Genomic DNA, 20,172 nt, shown 5'->3' on the forward strand with positions numbered 1-20,172 from the left:
TTTATTTATGGTGACAAACCGTCAGCGTTATCGTGAAAAAGTCTCCCAGATGATCAGCTGGGGGCACTGGTTCGCCTTATTCAACATCCTGCTCGCCCTTGGGCTGGGCAGCCGCTACCTGTTTGTCACCGACTGGCCCGCTTCCCTGCTGGGCCGGGTCTATGCCTTGGTCAGCCTGCTGGGGCATTTCAGCTTTATCGTATTCGCCGGCTATTTGCTGGTGATCTTCCCGCTCACCTTCGTGGTGATGTCGCAGCGGCTGCTGCGATTTATTTCCGCCGCGCTGGCCACCGCCGGGCTCACGCTGTTGCTGGTCGACAGCGAGGTGTTCTCCCATTTCCACCTGCACCTCAATCCGGTGGTGTGGGATCTGGTGGTCAACCCGGATCAAAGCGAGCTGTCGCGCGACTGGCAGCTGATGTTTATCTGCGTGCCGGTGATCTTCCTGGTGGAGATGCTGTTCGGCACCTGGAGCTGGCAGAAGCTGCGCAGCCTGAACCGCCGCCGTTTCGGCAAGCCGCTGGCGGCGCTGTTCATCAGCGCCTTTTTCGCCTCGCACCTGATTTACATCTGGGCCGACGCCAACTTCTATCGCCCGATCACCATGCAGCGGGCCAACCTGCCGCTCTCGTACCCGATGACCGCGCGCAAGTTCCTCGAAAAACACGGCCTGCTCGATCAGCAGGAATATGAACGCCGCCTGGTGCAACAGGGCAATCCGGAAGCGGTGGCGGTGGAGTACCCGCTCAGCGATCTCAGCTACGGCGATAAAGGCAGCGGCTATAACCTGCTGATGATCGTGGTGGACGGCATTCGCGCCAAAGACGTGGCGCAGGACATGCCGACGCTGACGCGTTTCGCCCAGGAAAACGTGCGCTTCAGCGATCACTACAGCTCGGGCAACCACGCCGACACCGGGCTGTTCGGCCTGTTCTACGGCATTTCCCCGACCTATCTGGACAGCGTGCTCGCCGGCCGCAAGCCGTCGGCGCTGATCAACGCGCTCGGCGAGCAGGGTTACCAACTGGGGCTGTTCTCGTCCGACGGCTTCAACGCCAGCCTGTACCGTCAGGCCCTGTTGACCGACTTCTCGCTGCCGACGCCGGCGCCGCAAAGCGACGCGCAAACCACGCAGCAATGGCAACGTTGGCTGACGGATCAGGGCGACAAAGAGCCGTGGTTCTCCTATATCAACTTCAGCGGCGCCGAGCCGGCCGAAGGCGCTAAAACTCCGGCGCCGGCCGATTTTATCCAACGCTATCGCACCGGCGCTCAGGACGTGGACGCCCAGATAGCCCAGGTGCTGGATACCCTGAAACAGCGCGGCCTGCTGGATAAAACCGTGGTGGTGATCACCGCCGAGCACGGCGTCGAGTTCAACGACAGCGGCAAAGGCCAATGGGGCGCCGGCACCGCCTTCAACCAGGCGCAGCTGCAGGTGCCGCTGGTGATCCACTGGCCGGGCACGCCGGCGCAGACCATCAACAAGCTGACCGGCCATAACGACGTGATGCGTACCTTGATGCAACGGCTGCTGCACGTGAAAACCGCGCCGAAAGACTATTCGCAAGGCGAAGATCTGTTTACCGCCCAGCGCCGCAACAACTGGATCGCCACCGGCGATGGCAATCAGCTGGTGATCACCACGCCGACGCAGACGCTGATGCTGGACAACAGCGGCAACTATCGCGTCTACGATCAGAACGGCGATGAAATAAAAGACGAGAAACCGCAGCTTGCTCTGCTGTTGCAGGTGCTGACCGATGTAAAACGCTTTATCGCCAACTAACTGCTTAAAACTAAAGCAATCAAGTGGTAAGGCGCTTGCATAAACATCGAGAATCGGTAGTATGATTTTTCATAGCGTCGGCATGTAGCGCAGCCTGGTAGCGCACCGTCATGGGGTGTCGGGGGTCGGAGGTTCGAATCCTCTCATGCCGACCAAATTCAAGAAAACCTGCTGTAACAGCAGGTTTTTTTTCGTCTGTACGTGAGAGGATGAGAGCGCAGACGCTGCCCCCCTGCCTCCCCCAACGATCATTGCGCGCCTCGCTTTCGCGACGGCCTTTCTCTTTACCAGGCTCAGGCTGAGATTTTGTCTTGTTGGTTTTCGGGCGCTGCGGCGATGAACGCCGGTAGCTGAGTACAGGCGTCGTAAATCGCTTTACAGCGCGGGTACCCGCTCAGATCGCACCCCATCCGCAGGGCATTCGCCCACTGAGGGATCAGACAGCAATCTGCCAACGTCGGGCTGTCGCCAACGCAGAAGGGCCCTGGCGGCCTCTGGAGCAACAGCTGTTCCACGGCGCTCAGCCCTTGCCGGATCCAGTGCGCATACCAGCGTTTTTTCTCTTCCTCACTCACCTTCAGCTCTTCACTCAGGTAGCGTAACACCCGTAGGTTATTGACCGGGTGAATATCGCAAGCGATGACATAAACGATTTCCAGTACCCGGCTGCGCGCCGGATCGGCCGTCGGCAACAGCGGCGACTGGGGGAAATGGCGATCCAGCCAGTCGGTAATCGCCAGCGACTGGCTGAGAGACTCGCCGTCGTCCGTGAGCAGCGTCGGCACCAGCCCGACCGGGTTCATACGCCGATAAGCCAGCTCATTCTGCTGCCCGATGCGAATATTGACGCCCACCGTCTGGTAATGGATACCTTTCAGCGCCAGCGCAATGCGCACGCGGTAGGACGCAGAGCTATTAAAAAAACTGTACAGCTTCATCATTCACCTCAGAATCAGCCTCAGACAATCTTCACGGCGATAGGGGTAAGCCCCTCTACATTCCCGGTAATCACATCGCCTTTCACCACCGCCCCCACCCCTTCCGGCGTGCCGGTAAAAATCAGATCGCCGGGCTGCAGCTCAAAAAAGCCGGACAGATAGCTGATGGTTTCATTCACCGACCAGATCAGATGACGGATGTCGCTGCGCTGACGATCGCTGCCATTGACCTGCAGCCAGATAGGCGCATGGTTGACGTCTGCGCTGTCGCCGGCTTTATGCAGTGGCGCGATGGGCGCAGAGAGATCGAACGACTTACCGATTTCCCATGGGCGCCCCATTTGACGCATGTCCATCTGCCGATCGCGGCGGGTCATATCCAGGCCCGTGGCATATCCCCAGATATATTCATGCGCGTTTTCCAACGGAATATCGCTCCCCCATTTACCAATCGCCACCACCAGTTCGATTTCGTAGTGATAGTTGTCCGTTTGCGCCGGATACGGCAGCGCCAGCGTTTCGCCGGCCGCCACCGGCACCACCGCATCGGCAGGCTTGCAGAAGAAGAACGGCGGCTCACGATCCGGATCAAAGCCCATTTCGCGAGCATGGGCGGCATAGTTGCGCCCGACGCAGTAGACACGGTGCACGGGGAACTGTTTATCACTCCCCACGACAGGAACAGTCACGGGGGCTGGCGGTGCAAATACGTATTGCGTCATTTTGTCTCTCCCAAATTAATAACGTGCTTCACGGAACAGCCCCAGGGCTTCCTGAACCGGCCGGTCCGAAAAACTGAATAACACGGTGTCTTCATGCGCCTGAAACGACACGTCGAACCAGGTCGGCGCCACAAAGATATCTTTTGCCGAAAAGTGAAGGGTTTCGTTGCCGATGCTGACCTGGCCGCGCCCTTCCACCACGTGGTAGAGGGTGCTGTCCGTGGTGCGCGCTTTTCGTGAGGAAAAGCCTTTCGGCAACAGTTGCAGGAAGGCGCCCATCGAGGGCATGGGATAGCCGCCGGTCACCGGATTGACGTAGCGCATCTTGTAGCCGTCCCACTCGTCGGCGTCCCCCATGCGGGTGAGGTCGTACAGCGTTTCGCGGCTGCGATCGTAGCGGTAGTTGAAAATGGGCGATGAGTTGCCTTTCTGATGGCGCAGCGGCAGCATATTGGCCGCATAACGCGGTAAATAGTCCCCCTCCCGGCGCGTCACGGGCTGCTGTTCTTGCGGATAGTCTTCCGCGAAACCGCAGCCCAGCAGATTCACCAGCGGCAAATCCAGCCCGTCCAGCCATACCACCGGCTCAGCGCCGGGATTGCCGTGATCGTGCCAGCGCCACTGCGGCGTCAAAATGAAGTCGCCTTCATGCATTTGCGTTCGTTCGCCGTCAACGGCGGTAAACGCCCCTTTCCCTTCGACGATAAAACGCAACGCGGACTGATTATGGCGATGGCTCGGCGCAATTTCGCCCGGCATGATCAACTGCAATCCGGCGTACAGCGTCGGGGTGATGGCGGCTTGTCCGCGCAACATCGGGTTTTCCAGCACCAGCACGCGGCGCACTGCTTCTTTGGTGCCAATCAACTCGCCGCTGGCCAGCAGGTGCGGGCGAATCTCCTGATAGTTCCAGTAAGCCGGGGCGCAGTTTGCATTCGGCGTTGACGGTACCAGATGGTGCAGCGACTCCCACAACGGGGTCAGGTTCTGCCCGGAAATCTGCCGGTAAAACTGCTGGCGGCTGGGGTTAACATCCTGATGGCGTTCAGGCATAGGGATTCTCCTTTTTCATTCACGACGCTGCGCGAGGCAACGTGTCAGGGGCTGGGGCAGACAGACGAACGACAGCCGTCAACAGCATTAACATCACCGTACTGAGCGCCGCCGGAAGGGCAATAATGAAAAATAGCGTATCGAATGAGAAATTCATCGCCATCATCACGCCGCCGGAAAGCGAGCCGACAATCGCGCCGCAGCGGCCAATGGCATTGGACCAGCTGACGCCCGTCGCCCGGCTTTGCGTCGGATAGAGCGTGGCGGTCAAAGCATTCAGCCCGACCTGCGACCCGCTGATGCCGATGCCGGTGCCGAAGATGGCCAGCGCCATTTGCCACAGGCCGTTCTCGCTCAGGCCAATCATGACGATACACACGGCGCCCAAGGCGTAGCTCACCGCCAACACCCGGAAGGGATTGCATTTGTCCATCAACACGCCCAGCCCCAGCGCGCCCACCGTGCCGCCTATCTGGAAAGCGGCGGTTACCCAGGAGGCATGCCGCAGATCAATACCGCGGTGGTTAAGCAGCGTCGGCATCCAGCTGGAGAGCAGGTAGATGATCAGCATGCTCATGAAAAAAACCGCCCAGAGCATGAGGGTGATGCGCAACTGGCGGCCGGCGAACAGCGGGCTGATGCTGCCTTTGGCCGCCGTGGCGGCTTCGTTCAGATAAAAATGGGTTTCTTCATCGCACTCGCCAGTCATGGCGCTGACCGTTTTGGCAATCACCTTTTGCGGCAGTTGGCGGCGAACCTGCCAGCGCGGGGATTCCGGCAGGGCAAACAGCAGCGCCGCAAAGAGCATCAACGGCAAGACGCCGCCGAGCACCAAAATGCCGGACCACCCCACCCTCGGCACCAGTTGGGCGCTGACGATCCCGCCCAGGGCCGAACCGAGCGTGAAACCGCAGAACATCAGCGTGACCAGCGCGCCACGGCGGCGAGCGGGCAGATATTCAGAGGTCATCGTGATGGTGTTCGGCATCGCGCCCCCCAGGCCCAGGCCGGTGAGAAAACGCAAAACGACCAGCGTTTGCAGATCGGGGGAGAAGGCCGAAATCAGGCTCAGCGCGCCAAACAGCGCCACGCAGAGTTCGATAACGCGCTTGCGGCCAAAGCGGTCAGAGAGCGGACCGCAAAGCAGCGCGCCCGCCGTCAACCCCAGCAGCCCCGCGCCAAACAGCGGCGCCAGCTCACCGGCGGACAGCTGCCACTGGGCACGGATGTCGGGCGCGATGAAACCAATGGCCGCGGTGTCAAAACCATCGAGCATCACCACCAAAAAGCAGCAGAGAATGACGCGCCACTGCGTCTTGCCGATAGGGGCTGCGTCGATCAGTGCTTGTAAATCACGCCGTTGAGTCATAGTGAGCGCCTCGCAGCAGGTAGGGAGATGTCTGTGTTGTTTTAGGTATGTTACGAATTTGTATCTTTAGCGATAAAATGTACAATGGCTTTTCGGGCGGAGACATAACCGGAGGGTTATAACAAATGGCGAACTGGGCGCAGAAATTGAAGCTGCACCATCTGCAAATGTTGGTGGCATTGGGTGAACAGGGAAATCTGACCCACGTTGCGCGGATGATGAACATCTCCCAACCCGCTCTGTCAAAATGGTTGTCGCAGCTCGAAGATGAGATTGGGCTCACGCTCTTTGAGCGGCATAGCAAAGGGCTACGCCCCTCCGAGGGGGGGAAATTGCTGCTTCAGCATGCGCAGCGTTTGATCAATGATCTGGAGCGTTCGCAGTCTGAAATCGCCCGCTTTAAGCAAGGCGGGCTGGTGGGAAGCCTGAAAATCGGCTGCTCGCCGGTGGCGACCGACTGCGTTTCACAGGCCATATTGAGCCTGCTGCAGGAAATGCCGACGCTGCATCTCAATATTGAGGAAAAGGTGATGACCCCACTGCTGCACGATCTGCTCGCGGGCGCGGTGGATGTCGTCGTGGGCCGCGTCGGGGGCGGGCGCTGCAGCTGCCGCTCAACTATCAAGTGCTCTACACCGAACCGGTATGCTTCGTTGCCCGCCCTCACCATCCGCTGGCAAAATCCGCCTCCCTCACCTGGCACGATCTCACCCACTGGCGCTGGATAGTCTGGCCGACCGGCACGCCAATCCGCCTCAGCATCGATAATGCGTTGGCAGATAACGGCGTGATGCTGCCTGAAAACACGGTTGAATCGGCATCGATGAACGTCAGCACCAACCTGCTGCAAAGCAGCGACATGATCTCCATTCTTTCACTACGGCTGGCGCAGCGTTATGCCAGCCAGGGGCAACTGGCGATCCTGAACCTGCCGAAGATTGAGCAGAAAGGCAGCGTGGGTGTTTTCTGGCGCAACAGCGAGCCGCCTTTTGCCGCGCTGAGCCGCTTTTTGCAGCTGCTGACGCAGGCCAGATAAAAATCGCCTTAACGCGACGGCTCCCTTTTCTCGCAGAACGGGGATTCAGCGGCGGGCTTTACCGCACGCCGCGCAAGCAAGAATGATCGCATCATGCAAAATTCCGTCCCCCCTCTTGCCAACCCGAGCGGCTCAGGCCAGAATACTGTACATTAAATCAGTGTTTACAGGTGAGTCATGTTTGTAGAATTGGTATACGACAAACGCAACGTCGCTGGGCTGCCCAACGCCGCCGAGATTATTCGCAGCGAGCTGGAAAAACGCGTGCATGTGCTGTTCCCGGAGGCGGAAGTGCGCGTGAAACCGATGCAGGCCAACGGCCTGAACTCCGACGCCAGCAAAAGCGATCGCGAAAAGCTGAACCGGATGTTGGAAGAGATGTTCGAAGAAGCGGATCAGTGGCTGGTCACTGATATTTGACGGGAAAGAACGTTATTCGCAGGGGCGAACTCCCACTCAGCGGGAACCCTGCATAGCGGAACGGGCAGTGACTCTGCCCGAGCCTGGCGGCGATGATGCCGGCGCAGATACCTGAAACCGACTGCACCGGCATTATTTACCTGGCATCCATTCGAGTTTATGAAACCGCGTTGGTTTCCGATGGCGTGTCATCGTTTAACACCAGCGCCTCCGGCGGCAACACTTCCACCTCTTCACGCACCGGCATGGCGAGGCGCAGATCGATCCAGCGCCCCTCAGGGATATCCATCGCTTCGCCGGCCACGACCGTCGCGGTATCGATGTCAAAACGACGTTTGCTGATTTTCACCGTAATGACGCCGTCGTTATCGGTGGCGGTTTCCACAAAGCACAGGCGGTTGCCGTTCACGTCCTGCGGCACTTCGATAGTCCAGCCCTCCTTTGCCAACCCCAGCGATCCATTCAGCTGATAAAGTCCGGTAGCGATTCGTTCCGCGCTCACCCCGGCCGCTTCGCCATTAACGGCGACATAGCCGGCCAAATCAAAGCCGCCGTCCAGATAGTCCGCTTGCATATGCTGCGGCGCCGCGGATAATCTGGCGATCGGCGAGGCTTTCTTGATAAAGCCGTTGGCGTCAACGGTGGTGTTGGCTTCCGACCACATCCAAACCCAGGGGGTAAACGTAGCGCCATTCCAGCTGCGCACGGCAATTTTCCCCGATTGCGCCGCACTTACACCATAGCCGTAACAGGTTTGCACCGTACGGTAACTGTCGTCGGTTCCCGCCTGCGTCACCGCCCACGATCGCGTATCGAGAAAGTGAGTGCCGACATCTTTGAAGGGATTGCCAATGGGATCTGTGCTCACATAACCCCGTCGGCTCTGCATTTGCGCATTGAAATTGCCTTTGCTTGCGGCGGTAGCACCTTTACTCAAGCCCCAATCTTTCAGGTTTGCAATATCCGCGACGGTGGGTTGATCGGACGAGCTAAATAACCGCGACCAGGTGATAGTCGAAGGCAATGCGGTAGATGAACTCCCCACCCAAGCCTGCCGCGAAACCGATGTGGCAAAATACGCGCAAGATGGCCCGCCATCCACCGGCAACGTTAATATGCCCCCAGACACGTTGCCCGGCCGATTGGCCGTCGCTACCGTGTAGCGCTGAATGGAGGATTTATTATCCTTCGCAAATGCATCCTCGGTATGAATTGGTCCGGTACCAAAACCACCGATAGCAGATTGGGCGACAGTAGCATAATCGGGTAACGCCTGGGATTGCGAAAACGAAACGCCCGTGCGCATATCAATTTTCATCACCCCGCTCGGTTCCACCGATTGCTTTACCGCCTTATGCTCCCAGCGCAAGCCGGCCGCGTTCGCGTAGGTGATTTGCTCAACCGTATACCAGCAGTTGATGGTGAAAGTATTCACTTTCACATAGATATCATAATTATCGCGACTGGATTCAATAACCTGAATATCCAAGATCGCCGTTCCGGTATCGTTAAGAAAGGTGCCGCCGATACGATTGGCCTTATTGGTCGTATCGCTGGCGCCAAGATTACCCGTCCTCAGCATCAGGCGTGACAGGCCAGCGTTATAAACAAATCCGTTATAGCCGTTCGAACCGTAGAAATTGAGCGCGATCCCGACACCATTTTGCCCCACATTTTTAAACTGCCCCAACAGGAACCAAGTGGCGATATTGGTGTTGTTTTCCGGGAACTTGAACCGCACATTATCAAAGGCGGTCACCACCTGTGCGGCGCTCTTCGCCGCATTTTGCTCGCTGGTTTTCGCCGCCGCAGCGGAGGAAGAAGCCTTGCCTGCGGAGGCGGCCGCCTCTGCACGCAAACGATCGACGGTTTGCACAATCTCCGGCGTGATATCGCTTTCCCCTGGCCGGCTCAGGAAATCATTGAGCGTGCCGGGCAAGGAATCGCTATACACCTCGATAGCCCCCACCCGTTCCGGCTGTGCGCCATAGACAGAGATGATAACCTCGTAAGCGCCCGGCTCCACGGATAGAGCGTATTTACCGCTGTCATCCGTCACCGATTGTGATTTAGCCAGGCTCAATACCGTTGACGAGGTTCTGACTGCGCGCATGGTAATGGTTACGCCGGAACGAGGATCGCCATAAGGCCCTTTTAATACGCCGCTGATTAAAGTCATTGCACTTTCTCCATGAGTTCTTTGATTAATTCATCCTGGCGATCGATTCTATCCAGAGCCTGATTCAAGGCAGCCAAGGCCACATATCCCAACGTTGAATAATCGACGGATTTTACTCGAGTAACGGTTTCGCCATTTTGCAACTCTAAAGAACCACCTTCAGCAACAACCTGAGGAAGCTTCTTTTCAATTTCTTGTGCGATACCACCGATAAAGGGCTTGCCATCGCGCTTGCCGGTATAGAGTTTTAGACCACGAATGAGTGTTATGGGATCTTCAATTTCTTTTACTTCAGTTTTAATTCTAAGATCTGAGCCGGTCACCCAATTTCCAGTTAAGTTATTAAAGTCTCCGTTATTCTGTAGACGAACCTCATGCCAAACATTGGCATAATCCTTAAATGAAATCGCACCATAATCAGTTACACCAATTTCACGGCGACAAAACATTTGCATAGCTGTGACAACACCACCTGCAGTTGTCATAACCGATAGTAATGTCGGGCCATCTACAGTTCCGGTAGATCTAGTAAACGTCTTTTCAGCACGGACATTAGACGACCCCGTATCACCAGAGTTCAAATGAATCCCATTTCGCCCCATCATGGTATCATCAAATGTCGTTGACTTACGGAAGCGTGAATATCCCCCCACGTCAAGGTTTGCCGTTTGCCCTGTCACCAAAGAACCCTGTAAAGACAGTGAACCTTTAATTTCCTGGGCAGCGCTAATCGTCTTGTCTAATTTATTATTGAGTGAATCTGCAATATTATTCCAGGCTGGACCGGTATAGGTGCTGCCATCAGGGAGCGTTACCGTAATATTTCCGCTGCCGCTGAAGACCTGCTGCCAATTCTCTTTATCGGAATTCAACCCACGCAGGGCTTTCGCCGTCTCGGCAGCCAGCTGGGCAGTGATGGCGTTCATTGCATCGCGCGGTACAGCATTCCAGGCAACACCGACCTGAGTCGAGCCGTCATAGGCTTTAACCAGCGTTGCCTGCGTAGCATTATCAACGGTTTTAACCGGCAGCGTATAGGTTACGCCGCCGACCACGCTCACGATGAAATCACCGGCTTTCAGCTCGGTATTAAAGGCCGTTCCGGTACCTTTTACTATTGTGGAATTATTTGTTAGGGTAAGAGTGCCTGCTGGCATAAATATCCTCCTGAATTAGCCTGATAAAAACCTCGTTACGGAGATGATGGTTACTCCAGCCCAAAGGCTGTATATTGCGGAGTGGCAAAGATGTTCACAATAAAAGTCGTTGAGTGCGATTGTCCTTGGTCAAGCTCTCCTGCGGCAAGCTGCCAAAAGGCAGTCGAAGACTTTCCAATTAATGTATCGATATAAACGATGGATACTGAAGGTTGCCCGCTACTAGAACTGGAACTAACGGAAACCTCTGGCATATAGCCTCCGCCGGTTGTGTTTTGCCTAACCCCGCCATAACCGTGAGGATAGCCTCGTCCACTTCTTTTAATTTGAATCTGTCCAAAGACACGAACGGGAATAACATTATTACCGCCAAAGCGTAATAACCGACTCGCATTAGTATGATAACCCGTCCAGCTTAACATCGAGCCATCCATGATCGCGCCTTCGATATTCGCGGCGGAAAGTTTTCCCTCAATGGAGCAATTCTCAAGGATCCGGCAATTGCCAATCACGCCATTTTTAAACTCACCAGTGTCGGCATATATCGCTCCACGGGCGCTAATGTTATTGAATTGTGCCCCGCCATCTTTATTTATCGCCCAGCCACGCTGCCCACTTACCCAATTAGAAGACTGGATATGCTGTGCGATCTTTGCGCTATCGATAGTACCATTGCGAATAAACGCGTCGCTAATAAACACCTGCCCATCCACCACGGCAAACGGTGAATACTGATTGCTGTTGTTGCCGCTCATCAGCACGAACTGGTTGGCGTTAAAGCCCACGCGGGTGGTGACCGGCCTGCCGTTTTCCGCCAATACCGCGATCGACATGCCGGCGTTGTAGAAGGTGCCGTTCACCCGCACGCCCGCTTTCAACGTATGGATGGCCGTGGCGCCGTCGGCGTCTACCGTCGCCGTCAGTTTGTCTTCCAGCACCGCCGCCACGTCGTCAATCTGCGCCTGCACCTGGGTTTTCATCTCGGCCAGCCCGCGATCGACCTCCGCGATGGTGGTTTTCACCACCATGATATCGGCGCGCACCGTACCGTACTGCGCCCATTGGTGATCCACCGTCGCGTTGTTGGCCAGCGCATTCTGCAAGATAGCGTCGATGTTGGTGTCGATATCGCCCACCAGCCGCTCGCCGTCTTTCGCGGTCAGGAGATCGTCGCCGATGTTCTCGAGATAATCGCCGGCGTCCGCGTTCGCCTGCCCAGCGGTCCAGCCTGTCCAGTCGCCCTGATTGCCGGTGCGGTCTTGCAACCGCGCGCGGAACCAGAACTCCTGCCCCGCCTTCAACCCTGTCATGGCGTGGGTGTGCAGCGGGTACGGGATATCGGCCAGCAGCATCGCGTTATTTCCGGCGGCGTTGTCCGCATACTGAATTTCGGTCTTGAGCGTATCTTCAGCGCCGCCAGGGAACGCCCAGTCGAGCTGGATGCCCCACAGCAAAGGCGATGCCTTGAAGCCAACCGGTATCGGCGGTTTACCCTCTTTGCCCTTGAGGTAGGTTTCCATCGACGTCGCCCAAATAGACGATACGTCACTGGCGTTGATGGCTCGCACCCGCACCCGATAACGACCGGCGTAAATCCCCGGCACCTCGAAGCCGAGCGCCGAGGTGCGCGGCACCGACACCCAGTTGCCGTTATCTTTGCGCCATTCCGCCTCATAGGCGATGGCATTTTCAACCGCGCCCCAGGCGGCGCGCAGGGTGGTAATGGCGATACCCTGGCTCACCAAGGAGTAGCTGTCGATGATGATGTTCTTCGGCGGCGCCTGCACGCCGGGCGGAATGATGGAGATCGGACGATCGTCGATACGCGCGCCGGTATCGATGCGGGCGTACTTGTTCGGATCGTGTTCCGCCGCGTTGACGGTATAGGTGTTGTCGCCGTTGTCGGCGATACCCACCACGCGGTAAAGCTGCACCGCCAGGTCGTCCGCGTCGATGGACCAGGCCGCTTCCGGCGCCGGCGTCTCGCTGTAGGCCGTGGTGACGGTCACTACGCGTTCATTCACCGCCTGCACGGTGCGCGCCTGCGCCCGGCCGGAAGGCAGGTTGACGATCAGGCGATCGCCGGCTTTGGCGCCCGGCGTCCTGTCCAGCGTCAGTTTACGGCCGTCCACGCCGCTGAGGCGCCCGCCAATCACCCGCCCGGCCAGCATCTGGTCTGCCACGCCGACGATATGCCCCGGCATGGGGATCATGCCGTCCAGCCCCACGGAAAAGCTGACCGTACGATCCTTGCTGTTAGTCAACAGCGCCCAGCGGCCGCGGCGGTTCGCTTCGCTCGGCGTGGTGCAGCCGATAGCCGTCAGCTCGGTCTGGTTCACGTCGTAGCGGCGCACCAGATCGCTGTCGAATACCGCCTCTATCGCATCGGCGTAATGGTTGCCCGGATCGGACCAGCTGACCATCGCCGTACTGTAGCGGGTGCGTTCGCTGGCGGATGAGTAGGTAAACTTGCCGTCGATCACGTTGGCGCGGGTGTAGGTGAAGTCCATATCGCGCGGCATGTCCGCCAGGGCGACCATTTGGTTTTGTCCCCAATAGGTCATACCGCGGAAAATGCCGGCCAAATCGCTCAGCACCGTCCAGGCCTCTTCCCGCGACTGCAGATAAACGTTGCAGGTGAAACGCGGCTCCATGCCCTCGCCGCCGCGCCCGTCCGGCACCGGCTGATCGCAATACTGCGCGATGCGGTACAGTTCGGACTCGGAGACCTGGGAGGCGTCGATGCGATCGCCCAGGCCAAAGCGCTCGGCCAAAATAATGTCGTAAAACACCCACGCCGGGTTATCGCTGTAGGCCCACTTAAAGCCGCCGCTCCAGAGGCCGGTATAACTGCGCGTTTGCGGATCGTAGTTGTCCGGCACGCGGATCAGGCGGCCGCGCGGTTTGCAGCTGATCTTCGGGATGTTGGGGAACTGCTTTGAATCAAACTCCACGTAAAGCAGCGCAGTGTTCGGGTAGCGCAGCTTGGCGTCGATGATTTCGGTCAGCGCCTCGATGTTCATCCGGTCGGCGATCCGGGCGCTGTTGGCGTTAGGCGTCAACCGGCGCACGCGCAGCTGCCATCCCGTGGTGGCCTTCGGCAAATTGATGCGGTGCGAGCGTTCATACAGCGAGGTGGTTTTATCGTCGATCGCCGCCGTTAGCACCTCCTGGTAGCTGCCGCCGTCGGTCGCCACGTCGATGGCGTACTCGATGCGATAGCCGTTGACGTCGCCGTTGTCCGCCTGTTTTTGCAGCATAGGCCAACCCAGGCGCAGGCGGACGGCGGAAAGTTGCAGGTTCGAGACGGAGCGCACCCACGGCGCGCCGCTTTTCAGTTCGCTGCCGACCGAGATCTCATTTTCAACGGCGGGAATGCCCTGGATATATTCCTGCGCCTGCGAGCCAGGGCGGAACTCCCAGCGGAAACCGGGAAAGTTTTCCGTGCCGTCGATGTTCAGTACCGGCGTACCGTCAACAAAAATGTTTGTGCCATCCAGCCCGCCGGCAAATTCCCCTTCGCCTAATGCGAACAGCATCTTCGCTCTGGCGATCGACTGAATGCTGTCCGGCGATTCTACCGGCGTGTGGCCGCCACCGCCGCCGCCTTTTCGCCCACGGATCATGTTCTGTGCCATATTTCGCCCATAAAAAAAGCCGCTATTGCGGCTGTCTGTTCAAACGGATGTCGTTATTGCTGGTCTTCGGTATAAATACCTGCGGAGATAATCGCCCCGCCAATTTCACGCGTGCCGTACAGCACGCCGACGGGGTTGCCCTGCGCCGTGGTGTTGACCGGCCCGCCAAAGGCATAGCTCGGTTTATTTTCCGGGCCTTGCCGCATGCGCAGCCCGCCCATTTGCGGGGAAAGCATTTGGACGACACCGCCGAGGGCAAGGGAAGCGCCAGCAACACCAATACCTTGTGCAACGGCTGTCGACATACCTAAAAGGGCAGGATTCCAAATGGACAAAGCCACTAATGCAGCCCCAAGAATTGTTTGAAACAGCCCAGCTCGCTTGCTCCCAATCACGACGGGAACAAGGTGAATATCTTCCGACCCTTTGGTGAGCTCTAGCTCATCCTGCCGGACATTGCGTTTACCAACGAAAATAGAAAATGTCAGGCCGCGTTTGTGCGCCTCCAGCATGTAGCGCTCGAAGCCGGGTAACAAGTTCTTCATTGCATCAATGGCTTTGGTAACAGTCATGGCCCGGTATTTAAACTCCCGGCCAAACAACTGAATCATCGGACCATGAAACCGGACAGTTCTTAGAGGAATATCGATAAAAGACATAATGCCACCATAAAAAAAACCTGCCGAAGCAGGTCATTTACATTGCGTGATAGCCTGCTCATAGAAATCTATTTCTTTACTTCTATATAAGCGATAACTGCTACCTTCACTATTACTGACAACATCAAGGATGAATACGGGACCACGCCAGGGATCGTTAAACTGTAGCGAATGTCCATCCGGTAATGGTTGAGTGATCATCGGTTGCAAATATGAATGCTTATTCCACTCAGCGATCACACAATAGACGAACGCCTGTTCCGATTTTTTCGAGTTCCCCGAAGCAATGGGAGTACTCTCTTTCAAACTGCTTACCGTATTACACCCAGAAATAAACAGAGCCATAATTAATAAAATCTTCTTCATTACCCTTTTCCTTAAGCTGAAAAGTGGAATGATAGCATCACATCAGGGCTTTGTAGCGCAACACCTTCACCGTTCGTTCTTTCCAATACCCACCGTAAGGCACCCGCTGGCTGAGCATGCCGTACATATGGTGCAGCAACAGGCCATCTGCCAACAGAATGCCGGCGTGGTTGGCCACCGGCGCCGAAACCTGCATGATCGCCATGTCCCCCGGCTGCGGCGGGCCATCGAACTCGCGAAAGCCACAGGCATGCCAGTTTTCCAGATAGCGGTTTTCACCCTGCTCCCACCACGGGTAATCAACGCGGTAATCCTGGAGCGTTATGCCGTGCTCCTGGCGGAAATAGCTCATGACCAGCCCCCAACAGTCGGTATGCCCCAGCACGAACTGGCGGCCCACCAGCGGCAGTTCGCCGCGCGGCAAAATGGTGCGCAAATCCCCCTCCGGCCAGCTGGCTATCGCCCAGGGCAACTCCATCGCGTCGCACTGCGCCTTGTCCAGTTCACTCGGCTGCGTGGTGGCGTCCGGGTGGCTGTGCACTATGAGGGTGATGGTGCCCCATTCGGCGGCGGCCACGTAGTCTTCCGGCGCCAGATGAAACTGCTCGGTGGGGTTGTCCGCCAAGTTACGACACGGGAAATAGCGCTCCACGCGGGACTTTTGCGCCACCACACCGCAACATTCGCGCGGATACTCGGCCCTGGCGTGGGCCATAATGGCCGCCGCGGTTTTTTCTTTCATGCTCGCCCCCTACTGCCGGATCAACGCCGCGCCGGGGAAGCCGCCGAACGGCAGCGGCTCGTGCTCGCCAAAGCGTTTTTGGCAGTCGCTCAACAGCCCGCCGCAGCGATCCTGGCTCGGGTCATCCACCGGGTTGCCCTTGTCGTCAAAGTAACGGCTACCGGCGTAATCGCAGCCCTTGCCGGTGCGATAGCCGCCGCGCGAGCACCAGGTGCACAGGCTGTGGATTTGCCGGGTCGGGATGCGCAATCCCCGCAGGTCCGCCGGACTGGAGAGTTCGAACTCCACCGCTTCGTCGCTTTCCGTCGCCTTGCGATCGATGTAGAACACCTGCAGCTTTTCCTGCAGCGGATCGGCCGAAGAGTTCCCTTGCGGGAAATTGCGGGCATCAAGGTAGTGCACCAGCGTGTCGTGGATCCGCACCTTAGCCTGCGCCATGTCCTCAAACTGCAGGCAGAGCGCGCTGATCAGGCCGTTGATATTGGCGACCGACAGCTTGGGCGCGTTGCCCTGGCTGTCGGCGGAAATCTCCAGCCCTTCAACGCTAAACGGCCACGGGCCGTACTCCAGCCCCTGCCACCAGACCGATTTCGCCGGCAGTTTGCTTTCATCACCGCCGGCGGCGGCCAGCTCTTGCGGCGTAAACGGCAGGGTATCGCAATGAAAGCGCAGAATATCGGCGCCAAACCGGGTGCCGTCCACCTCAATCAGGCGGATGCGGTTGCCCGGCTCCAGCTTTTGCAAATCTGAATTCAGCATCATCTCCCCCGGTTAAACGTGAAAAGCCTCGGTAAACGTGGCCGTCAGTGAATAGTTGCCCCCGCCCATCGCGACCGGCTTATAACCCTCGCAGCGGTAGAGGCCGGGAACCTGCGTCGGTGGCGTCCATTGGAAAGACTTCACCCCATGATGATTTTCCAGAAAGACGATGATCGGCGTGATGTAGTCATACTTGCCGACAAAGGTCAGATCCCAGGAGCGCACGATCGGGTTAATGCCGTCGCCGGAGACCTGCGCATAGCCGTCGCCGAACTGCGCCTTTCTGACGCGAAAGCGCATATCGCCGGCGGCATTGACGCGCGCCGGAAATTCAAATGTCTGAATGCCCATTACATCCCCTTGATTGCTTTCCAAATCGGCTGGCCCGGCATCAGGTTGCGGTTGATCACCTTCTGGCTTTCCTGCGCGGCGATATTGCCCATCCGTTTACCGAACTCGCCCCATCCCGGATCGGCCTGCGAACTGACGTTGCCGCCGTTCTCGATAGTGATGTAGACATTCGGCGCCGCCGCAGACTGCTGGCCGCCGCCGATCGCCCGCACGCCGAGCGAACCGTCCGCGCCGCGTTTGAGCGGCATAATGGCCTCCGGCCCGGCTTCGCCCATCAAGCCGGCGCCTCTGGCGAACGCGAACAACGTGGGATTGCTGACGATCTGGCCGCTGAATGCGCTCAGCGAGGGCGAGGCATATACGCCGCCTTTGGCGTTGGGGACATAGCCTTGCCAACCGGTCGGCATGCCCATCGCGCCTGAACCGGCCGCGCCCGCGCCGGCGCTTGCAGCCCCGCCCAGCAAGCCGCTGCCGATATTCATAAAGGTGGAAAGAATGGTTCTGGTCAACAGCGCCTGCATCGCCAGATCGATCAGTTGCTGAATGATGGACTGCGTCATGGAGGTCATCAAACCGAGCATGCTTTGCTTAAAGTTTTGCGTCCCGGTCAGCAGATCGAACATCATGCCGGAGGTCCGTTCCCGCGTCATGTCCACCAGCCCCAGCGCCATCTTGTGCACGCGGCTCTGCCCGCCGAACAGACTTAGCGCCTGCTGATACTGAGCGTCCGACGATTCTTGCGTCGCCACCTGCATCAGCTGTTCATAGCGCTGTTTATCCAGAATGCCTTTCTGGTAGTAAGCCTGGTATTGCGCCTGCTGCTGCACCAGCTGGTTGTTAAGGCGAGCGACCGGATCCACATCACCGGCAATGTTCATACGCGGCGCGGCAAGCGCATCGGTTTCAGCCTTCAACCGCTGGCGCGTCGTTTCTTGCTGCTGCATCCGGCTGGCGGTGTGGTACTCGCGTTCGGTCAACAGCCGCCCGTCATACAACGCCTTCAGCTCCTTGCCAACCTCCTGCTCTTTGCGCACCGCCGCCTGCCCTGGCGCGTATTGTTCAGCGAGCTGTTGCCGCTGCCGCTGGTACTTCTCGGCGTTCAGCGCCATCGCACGCTGCACATCGGCCTGCCCGGCACCGGCCGCCTTGGCCGTTGACGCCAGCTTGGTCTGCGCACTTTGTTCATCCTGGGTGATTTTTTCGAGGCTGCTCAGATGCGCCTGCTCGATTTCCTGACGCAGTTGTTGGTACTGATCAAGAGCCTGCTGTCGCTCACGTCCAAGATTATCTGTATTTACAATATCCAATGTATAAGCAGGGGGCGGAGAGGGCATCAACTGCGCCTGCGCAGTTGCAGTAGCGGGCAAAATATTACCTGCTGGCTGATTAAAATGACGAGCAGCCCCTGTCAAAACAAGAAGGTTAGCTTGGTCAATATTTTGCATGCTAGTGCGAGTATTTTGAATCCCGATATCTATTGACTCGAGAGCCGCTTCTGCACGCACCCGCGTAGCTTGCAACTGCTTTTCAACACCAAATATGTCACCCAGCCGACCTGGGTTACTCTGGATTCGTTCTATTCTCTCGTTTGCGTAATTCAACAAATTCTGCTGCTTATCTCGCTCACTAAGCTGTTCCTCGAGCTGCTCACTGAGATCTAACTTTCTCAGGGCAAGTTGCTTACTAGACAGTTTTATAAGCTCTGACGTGGTTAGAATCGCAGCATCTTTCAGACTCACCGCAGCCTCTTTGGCTTGCATTGTTTGCTCATAAAAGTATGCCATCCCCAATCCCGCCTGGATGGCGACACCGATTGGGCCGCCAAGCGCCCCCAGCGCGACGTTGGCGACGCGAGAGGCAGAACCGACGCCGGCCGTCGCCTGAGCCGCCCCGCGCGCCGCCGCCGCCTGATCGCGCCAGGCCGCCGCGCTGTCATTCAGGCCGCCGGCCAGTTTCAGCATCTCCTCCGCGCGGCTGCCGCCGTCGCCGGAGGCGCTGCTCGCCTGGCGAGCCGTGTCGTCCAACTGCTTCATCTGCGCCGTCGCGGCGACGGTGATGGACGCAAGTTCGGTGAGCGCCTGTCCATACTGGCGCGAGGTGGCGGCGAGGCCCTGCAGCGACAATTCAACGCCGGCCAGCCCCGCCAGTTTCCCCGCCAGGCCGCCAAGCGTGCCGCCGATGCGTTGATAGGACTCGTCGGTCTTTTTCGCGTCCTGCTGAGCCTGGCGGTTAAATTTGGCGGATTGTTCCCCGGCGGTACGGTAAGCCGCCGTCAGTTTGTTTTTAAAGTTGGTGTCATTCAGTTGCAACCCGACGACCAACTGTGCGGTATCAGCCATTTCCCAGCACTCGCATAACGTCAGCACACTGCATATCAATACTGCTTTGCGCGGGCTGACCGGATTGATGAACGGGGGCACTCTCCGCCGCATCGGCCGTCATGCCTTGCAGTTTGAAGTATGCCCGCCAGTGATTCAGGATGTGCGCCGGCATCGCGGCGATCTTGCGAGGATCCGACTCACCCCAGCGATCGGCCAGTTGGAACACCAACATCAGCCAGGGCGAGTCAGTCAGTTTTTTTCCGCTTCCTCCAGGCTGCCGACCGCATGGCGCTTGACGGCACCGATGGCTTCGACCAGCGTTGGGTTATCGTGCGCCGCCAGCAGATCGTCAACGCTCGGCAAGGCGCCGGCCGGGATACGTTTGCCGTCCGGCGTCATCAGGCATGACAGCAACAGCTGCACGTTAAGCTGCGCGGCTTTGTTCATGTCACCGCTGTCGATGGCGGCCTTCATGCCGTCTTCATTTTCCTGCAGCTCCGCCGCTTTCAAGCGGCGGATAAAGGCTTTGGCGCCAAAGATCTGCGTTTCAATCACGTGGTCGTCGGATTTCAGCAGCGCCGCTTTCAGCGCTTTCAGATCGTATTTCTCTGTCATCAGTTTTTCCTTGTTCAATTCGGTTTACTCTGTACATAAGCGGGTTGCCGCAGGCCAC

General features: G+C 57.8%; 16 protein-coding genes, 1 tRNA gene and 1 pseudogene. 4 read left to right on the plus strand and 14 right to left on the minus strand.

Annotated elements, in window-relative coordinates; all coding sequences use genetic code 11:
- The first annotated feature begins 7 nt into the window (after positions 1–7).
- Entirely contained in the window at positions 8–1,789 is a 1,782-nt protein-coding gene (gene yejM / locus SERRSCBI_RS16180) for an LPS biosynthesis-modulating metalloenzyme YejM (RefSeq protein ID WP_033652524.1), read from the plus strand.
- A gap of 78 nt (positions 1,790–1,867) precedes the next feature.
- Positions 1,868–1,944, plus strand: a tRNA-Pro gene (locus SERRSCBI_RS16185).
- Between the two features lie 138 nt (positions 1,945–2,082).
- Here SERRSCBI_RS16185 and maiA read toward each other — a convergent pair.
- From maiA to SERRSCBI_RS16205, 4 genes are read right to left on the minus strand one after another with little or no spacing between them, the layout of a single operon-like run.
- A complete protein-coding gene (gene maiA / locus SERRSCBI_RS16190; protein WP_033643826.1) occupies positions 2,083–2,727 on the minus strand; it encodes a maleylacetoacetate isomerase in 645 nt (214 codons plus the stop codon).
- 20 nt (positions 2,728–2,747) lie between these two features.
- Positions 2,748–3,449, minus strand: a complete 702-nt coding sequence (locus SERRSCBI_RS16195; RefSeq protein ID WP_042785068.1) for a fumarylacetoacetate hydrolase family protein — start codon at positions 3,447–3,449, stop codon at positions 2,748–2,750.
- 15 nt (positions 3,450–3,464) lie between these two features.
- Positions 3,465–4,502 (minus strand): gentisate 1,2-dioxygenase, encoded by a 1,038-nt coding sequence (gene gtdA, locus SERRSCBI_RS16200; protein WP_042785069.1) that lies wholly within the window; start codon positions 4,500–4,502, stop codon positions 3,465–3,467.
- A 19-nt stretch (positions 4,503–4,521) separates the two neighbouring features.
- Positions 4,522–5,871 carry an aromatic acid/H+ symport family MFS transporter gene (locus SERRSCBI_RS16205; RefSeq protein ID WP_042785071.1) on the minus strand — a complete coding sequence of 450 codons (1,350 nt, stop codon included), beginning with the start codon at positions 5,869–5,871 and terminating at the stop codon, positions 4,522–4,524.
- Positions 5,872–5,996: 125 nt separating this feature from the next.
- Between SERRSCBI_RS16205 and SERRSCBI_RS16210 the strand changes: the two are divergent.
- Together SERRSCBI_RS16210 and SERRSCBI_RS16215 are read left to right on the plus strand one after the other, a co-directional pair.
- Positions 5,997–6,907: pseudogene (locus SERRSCBI_RS16210) on the plus strand (LysR family transcriptional regulator).
- A 177-nt stretch (positions 6,908–7,084) separates the two neighbouring features.
- Positions 7,085–7,327: a DinI family protein gene (locus tag SERRSCBI_RS16215; protein ID WP_042785072.1), complete on the plus strand. Its 243-nt coding sequence runs from the start codon at positions 7,085–7,087 to the stop codon at positions 7,325–7,327.
- Positions 7,328–7,484: 157 nt separating this feature from the next.
- On the opposite strand, the gene SERRSCBI_RS16220 is transcribed toward SERRSCBI_RS16215, so the two are convergent.
- The 10 genes from SERRSCBI_RS16220 to SERRSCBI_RS16265 all read right to left on the minus strand — a co-directional run bounded on the left by SERRSCBI_RS16220 (position 7,485) and on the right by SERRSCBI_RS16265 (position 20,114).
- Positions 7,485–9,506, minus strand: coding sequence for a prophage tail fiber N-terminal domain-containing protein (locus SERRSCBI_RS16220; protein ID WP_071883568.1), 2,022 nt, complete (start codon positions 9,504–9,506; stop codon positions 7,485–7,487).
- The gene (locus tag SERRSCBI_RS16225; RefSeq protein WP_042785073.1) at positions 9,503–10,663 is read right to left on the minus strand and encodes a tail fiber domain-containing protein; all 1,161 of its coding nucleotides are present in this window, start codon (positions 10,661–10,663) and stop codon (positions 9,503–9,505) included. The genes SERRSCBI_RS16220 and SERRSCBI_RS16225 overlap by 4 nt, the downstream gene beginning before the upstream one ends.
- Positions 10,664–10,713: 50 nt before the next feature.
- A complete protein-coding gene (locus SERRSCBI_RS16230) occupies positions 10,714–14,301 on the minus strand; it encodes a DUF1983 domain-containing protein (RefSeq protein ID WP_042785074.1) in 3,588 nt (1,195 codons plus the stop codon).
- Between the two features lie 53 nt (positions 14,302–14,354).
- Positions 14,355–14,873 (minus strand): tail assembly protein, encoded by a 519-nt coding sequence (locus SERRSCBI_RS16235; RefSeq protein ID WP_369795935.1) that lies wholly within the window; start codon positions 14,871–14,873, stop codon positions 14,355–14,357.
- A gap of 120 nt (positions 14,874–14,993) precedes the next feature.
- The gene (locus SERRSCBI_RS24800) at positions 14,994–15,326 is read right to left on the minus strand and encodes a hypothetical protein (protein ID WP_127554718.1); all 333 of its coding nucleotides are present in this window, start codon (positions 15,324–15,326) and stop codon (positions 14,994–14,996) included.
- 37 nt (positions 15,327–15,363) lie between these two features.
- Positions 15,364–16,068 (minus strand): C40 family peptidase, encoded by a 705-nt coding sequence (locus SERRSCBI_RS16240; protein ID WP_033652515.1) that lies wholly within the window; start codon positions 16,066–16,068, stop codon positions 15,364–15,366.
- Positions 16,069–16,077: 9 nt separating this feature from the next.
- Positions 16,078–16,830: a phage minor tail protein L gene (locus tag SERRSCBI_RS16245; RefSeq protein ID WP_033639816.1), complete on the minus strand. Its 753-nt coding sequence runs from the start codon at positions 16,828–16,830 to the stop codon at positions 16,078–16,080.
- Between the two features lie 9 nt (positions 16,831–16,839).
- Positions 16,840–17,178: a phage tail protein gene (locus SERRSCBI_RS16250; RefSeq protein WP_019453671.1), complete on the minus strand. Its 339-nt coding sequence runs from the start codon at positions 17,176–17,178 to the stop codon at positions 16,840–16,842.
- Positions 17,178–19,517, minus strand: a complete 2,340-nt coding sequence (locus SERRSCBI_RS16255; protein ID WP_042785076.1) for a phage tail tape measure protein — start codon at positions 19,515–19,517, stop codon at positions 17,178–17,180. The genes SERRSCBI_RS16250 and SERRSCBI_RS16255 overlap by 1 nt, the downstream gene beginning before the upstream one ends.
- Positions 19,518–19,748: 231 nt before the next feature.
- Positions 19,749–20,114: a phage tail protein gene (locus tag SERRSCBI_RS16265; protein WP_025160180.1), complete on the minus strand. Its 366-nt coding sequence runs from the start codon at positions 20,112–20,114 to the stop codon at positions 19,749–19,751.
- Between the last annotated feature and the right edge of the window lie 58 nt (positions 20,115–20,172).

Origin of the sequence: Serratia sp. SCBI (genome assembly GCF_000747565.1) — a bacterium.
Taxonomy (GTDB): domain Bacteria; phylum Pseudomonadota; class Gammaproteobacteria; order Enterobacterales; family Enterobacteriaceae; genus Serratia; species Serratia ureilytica.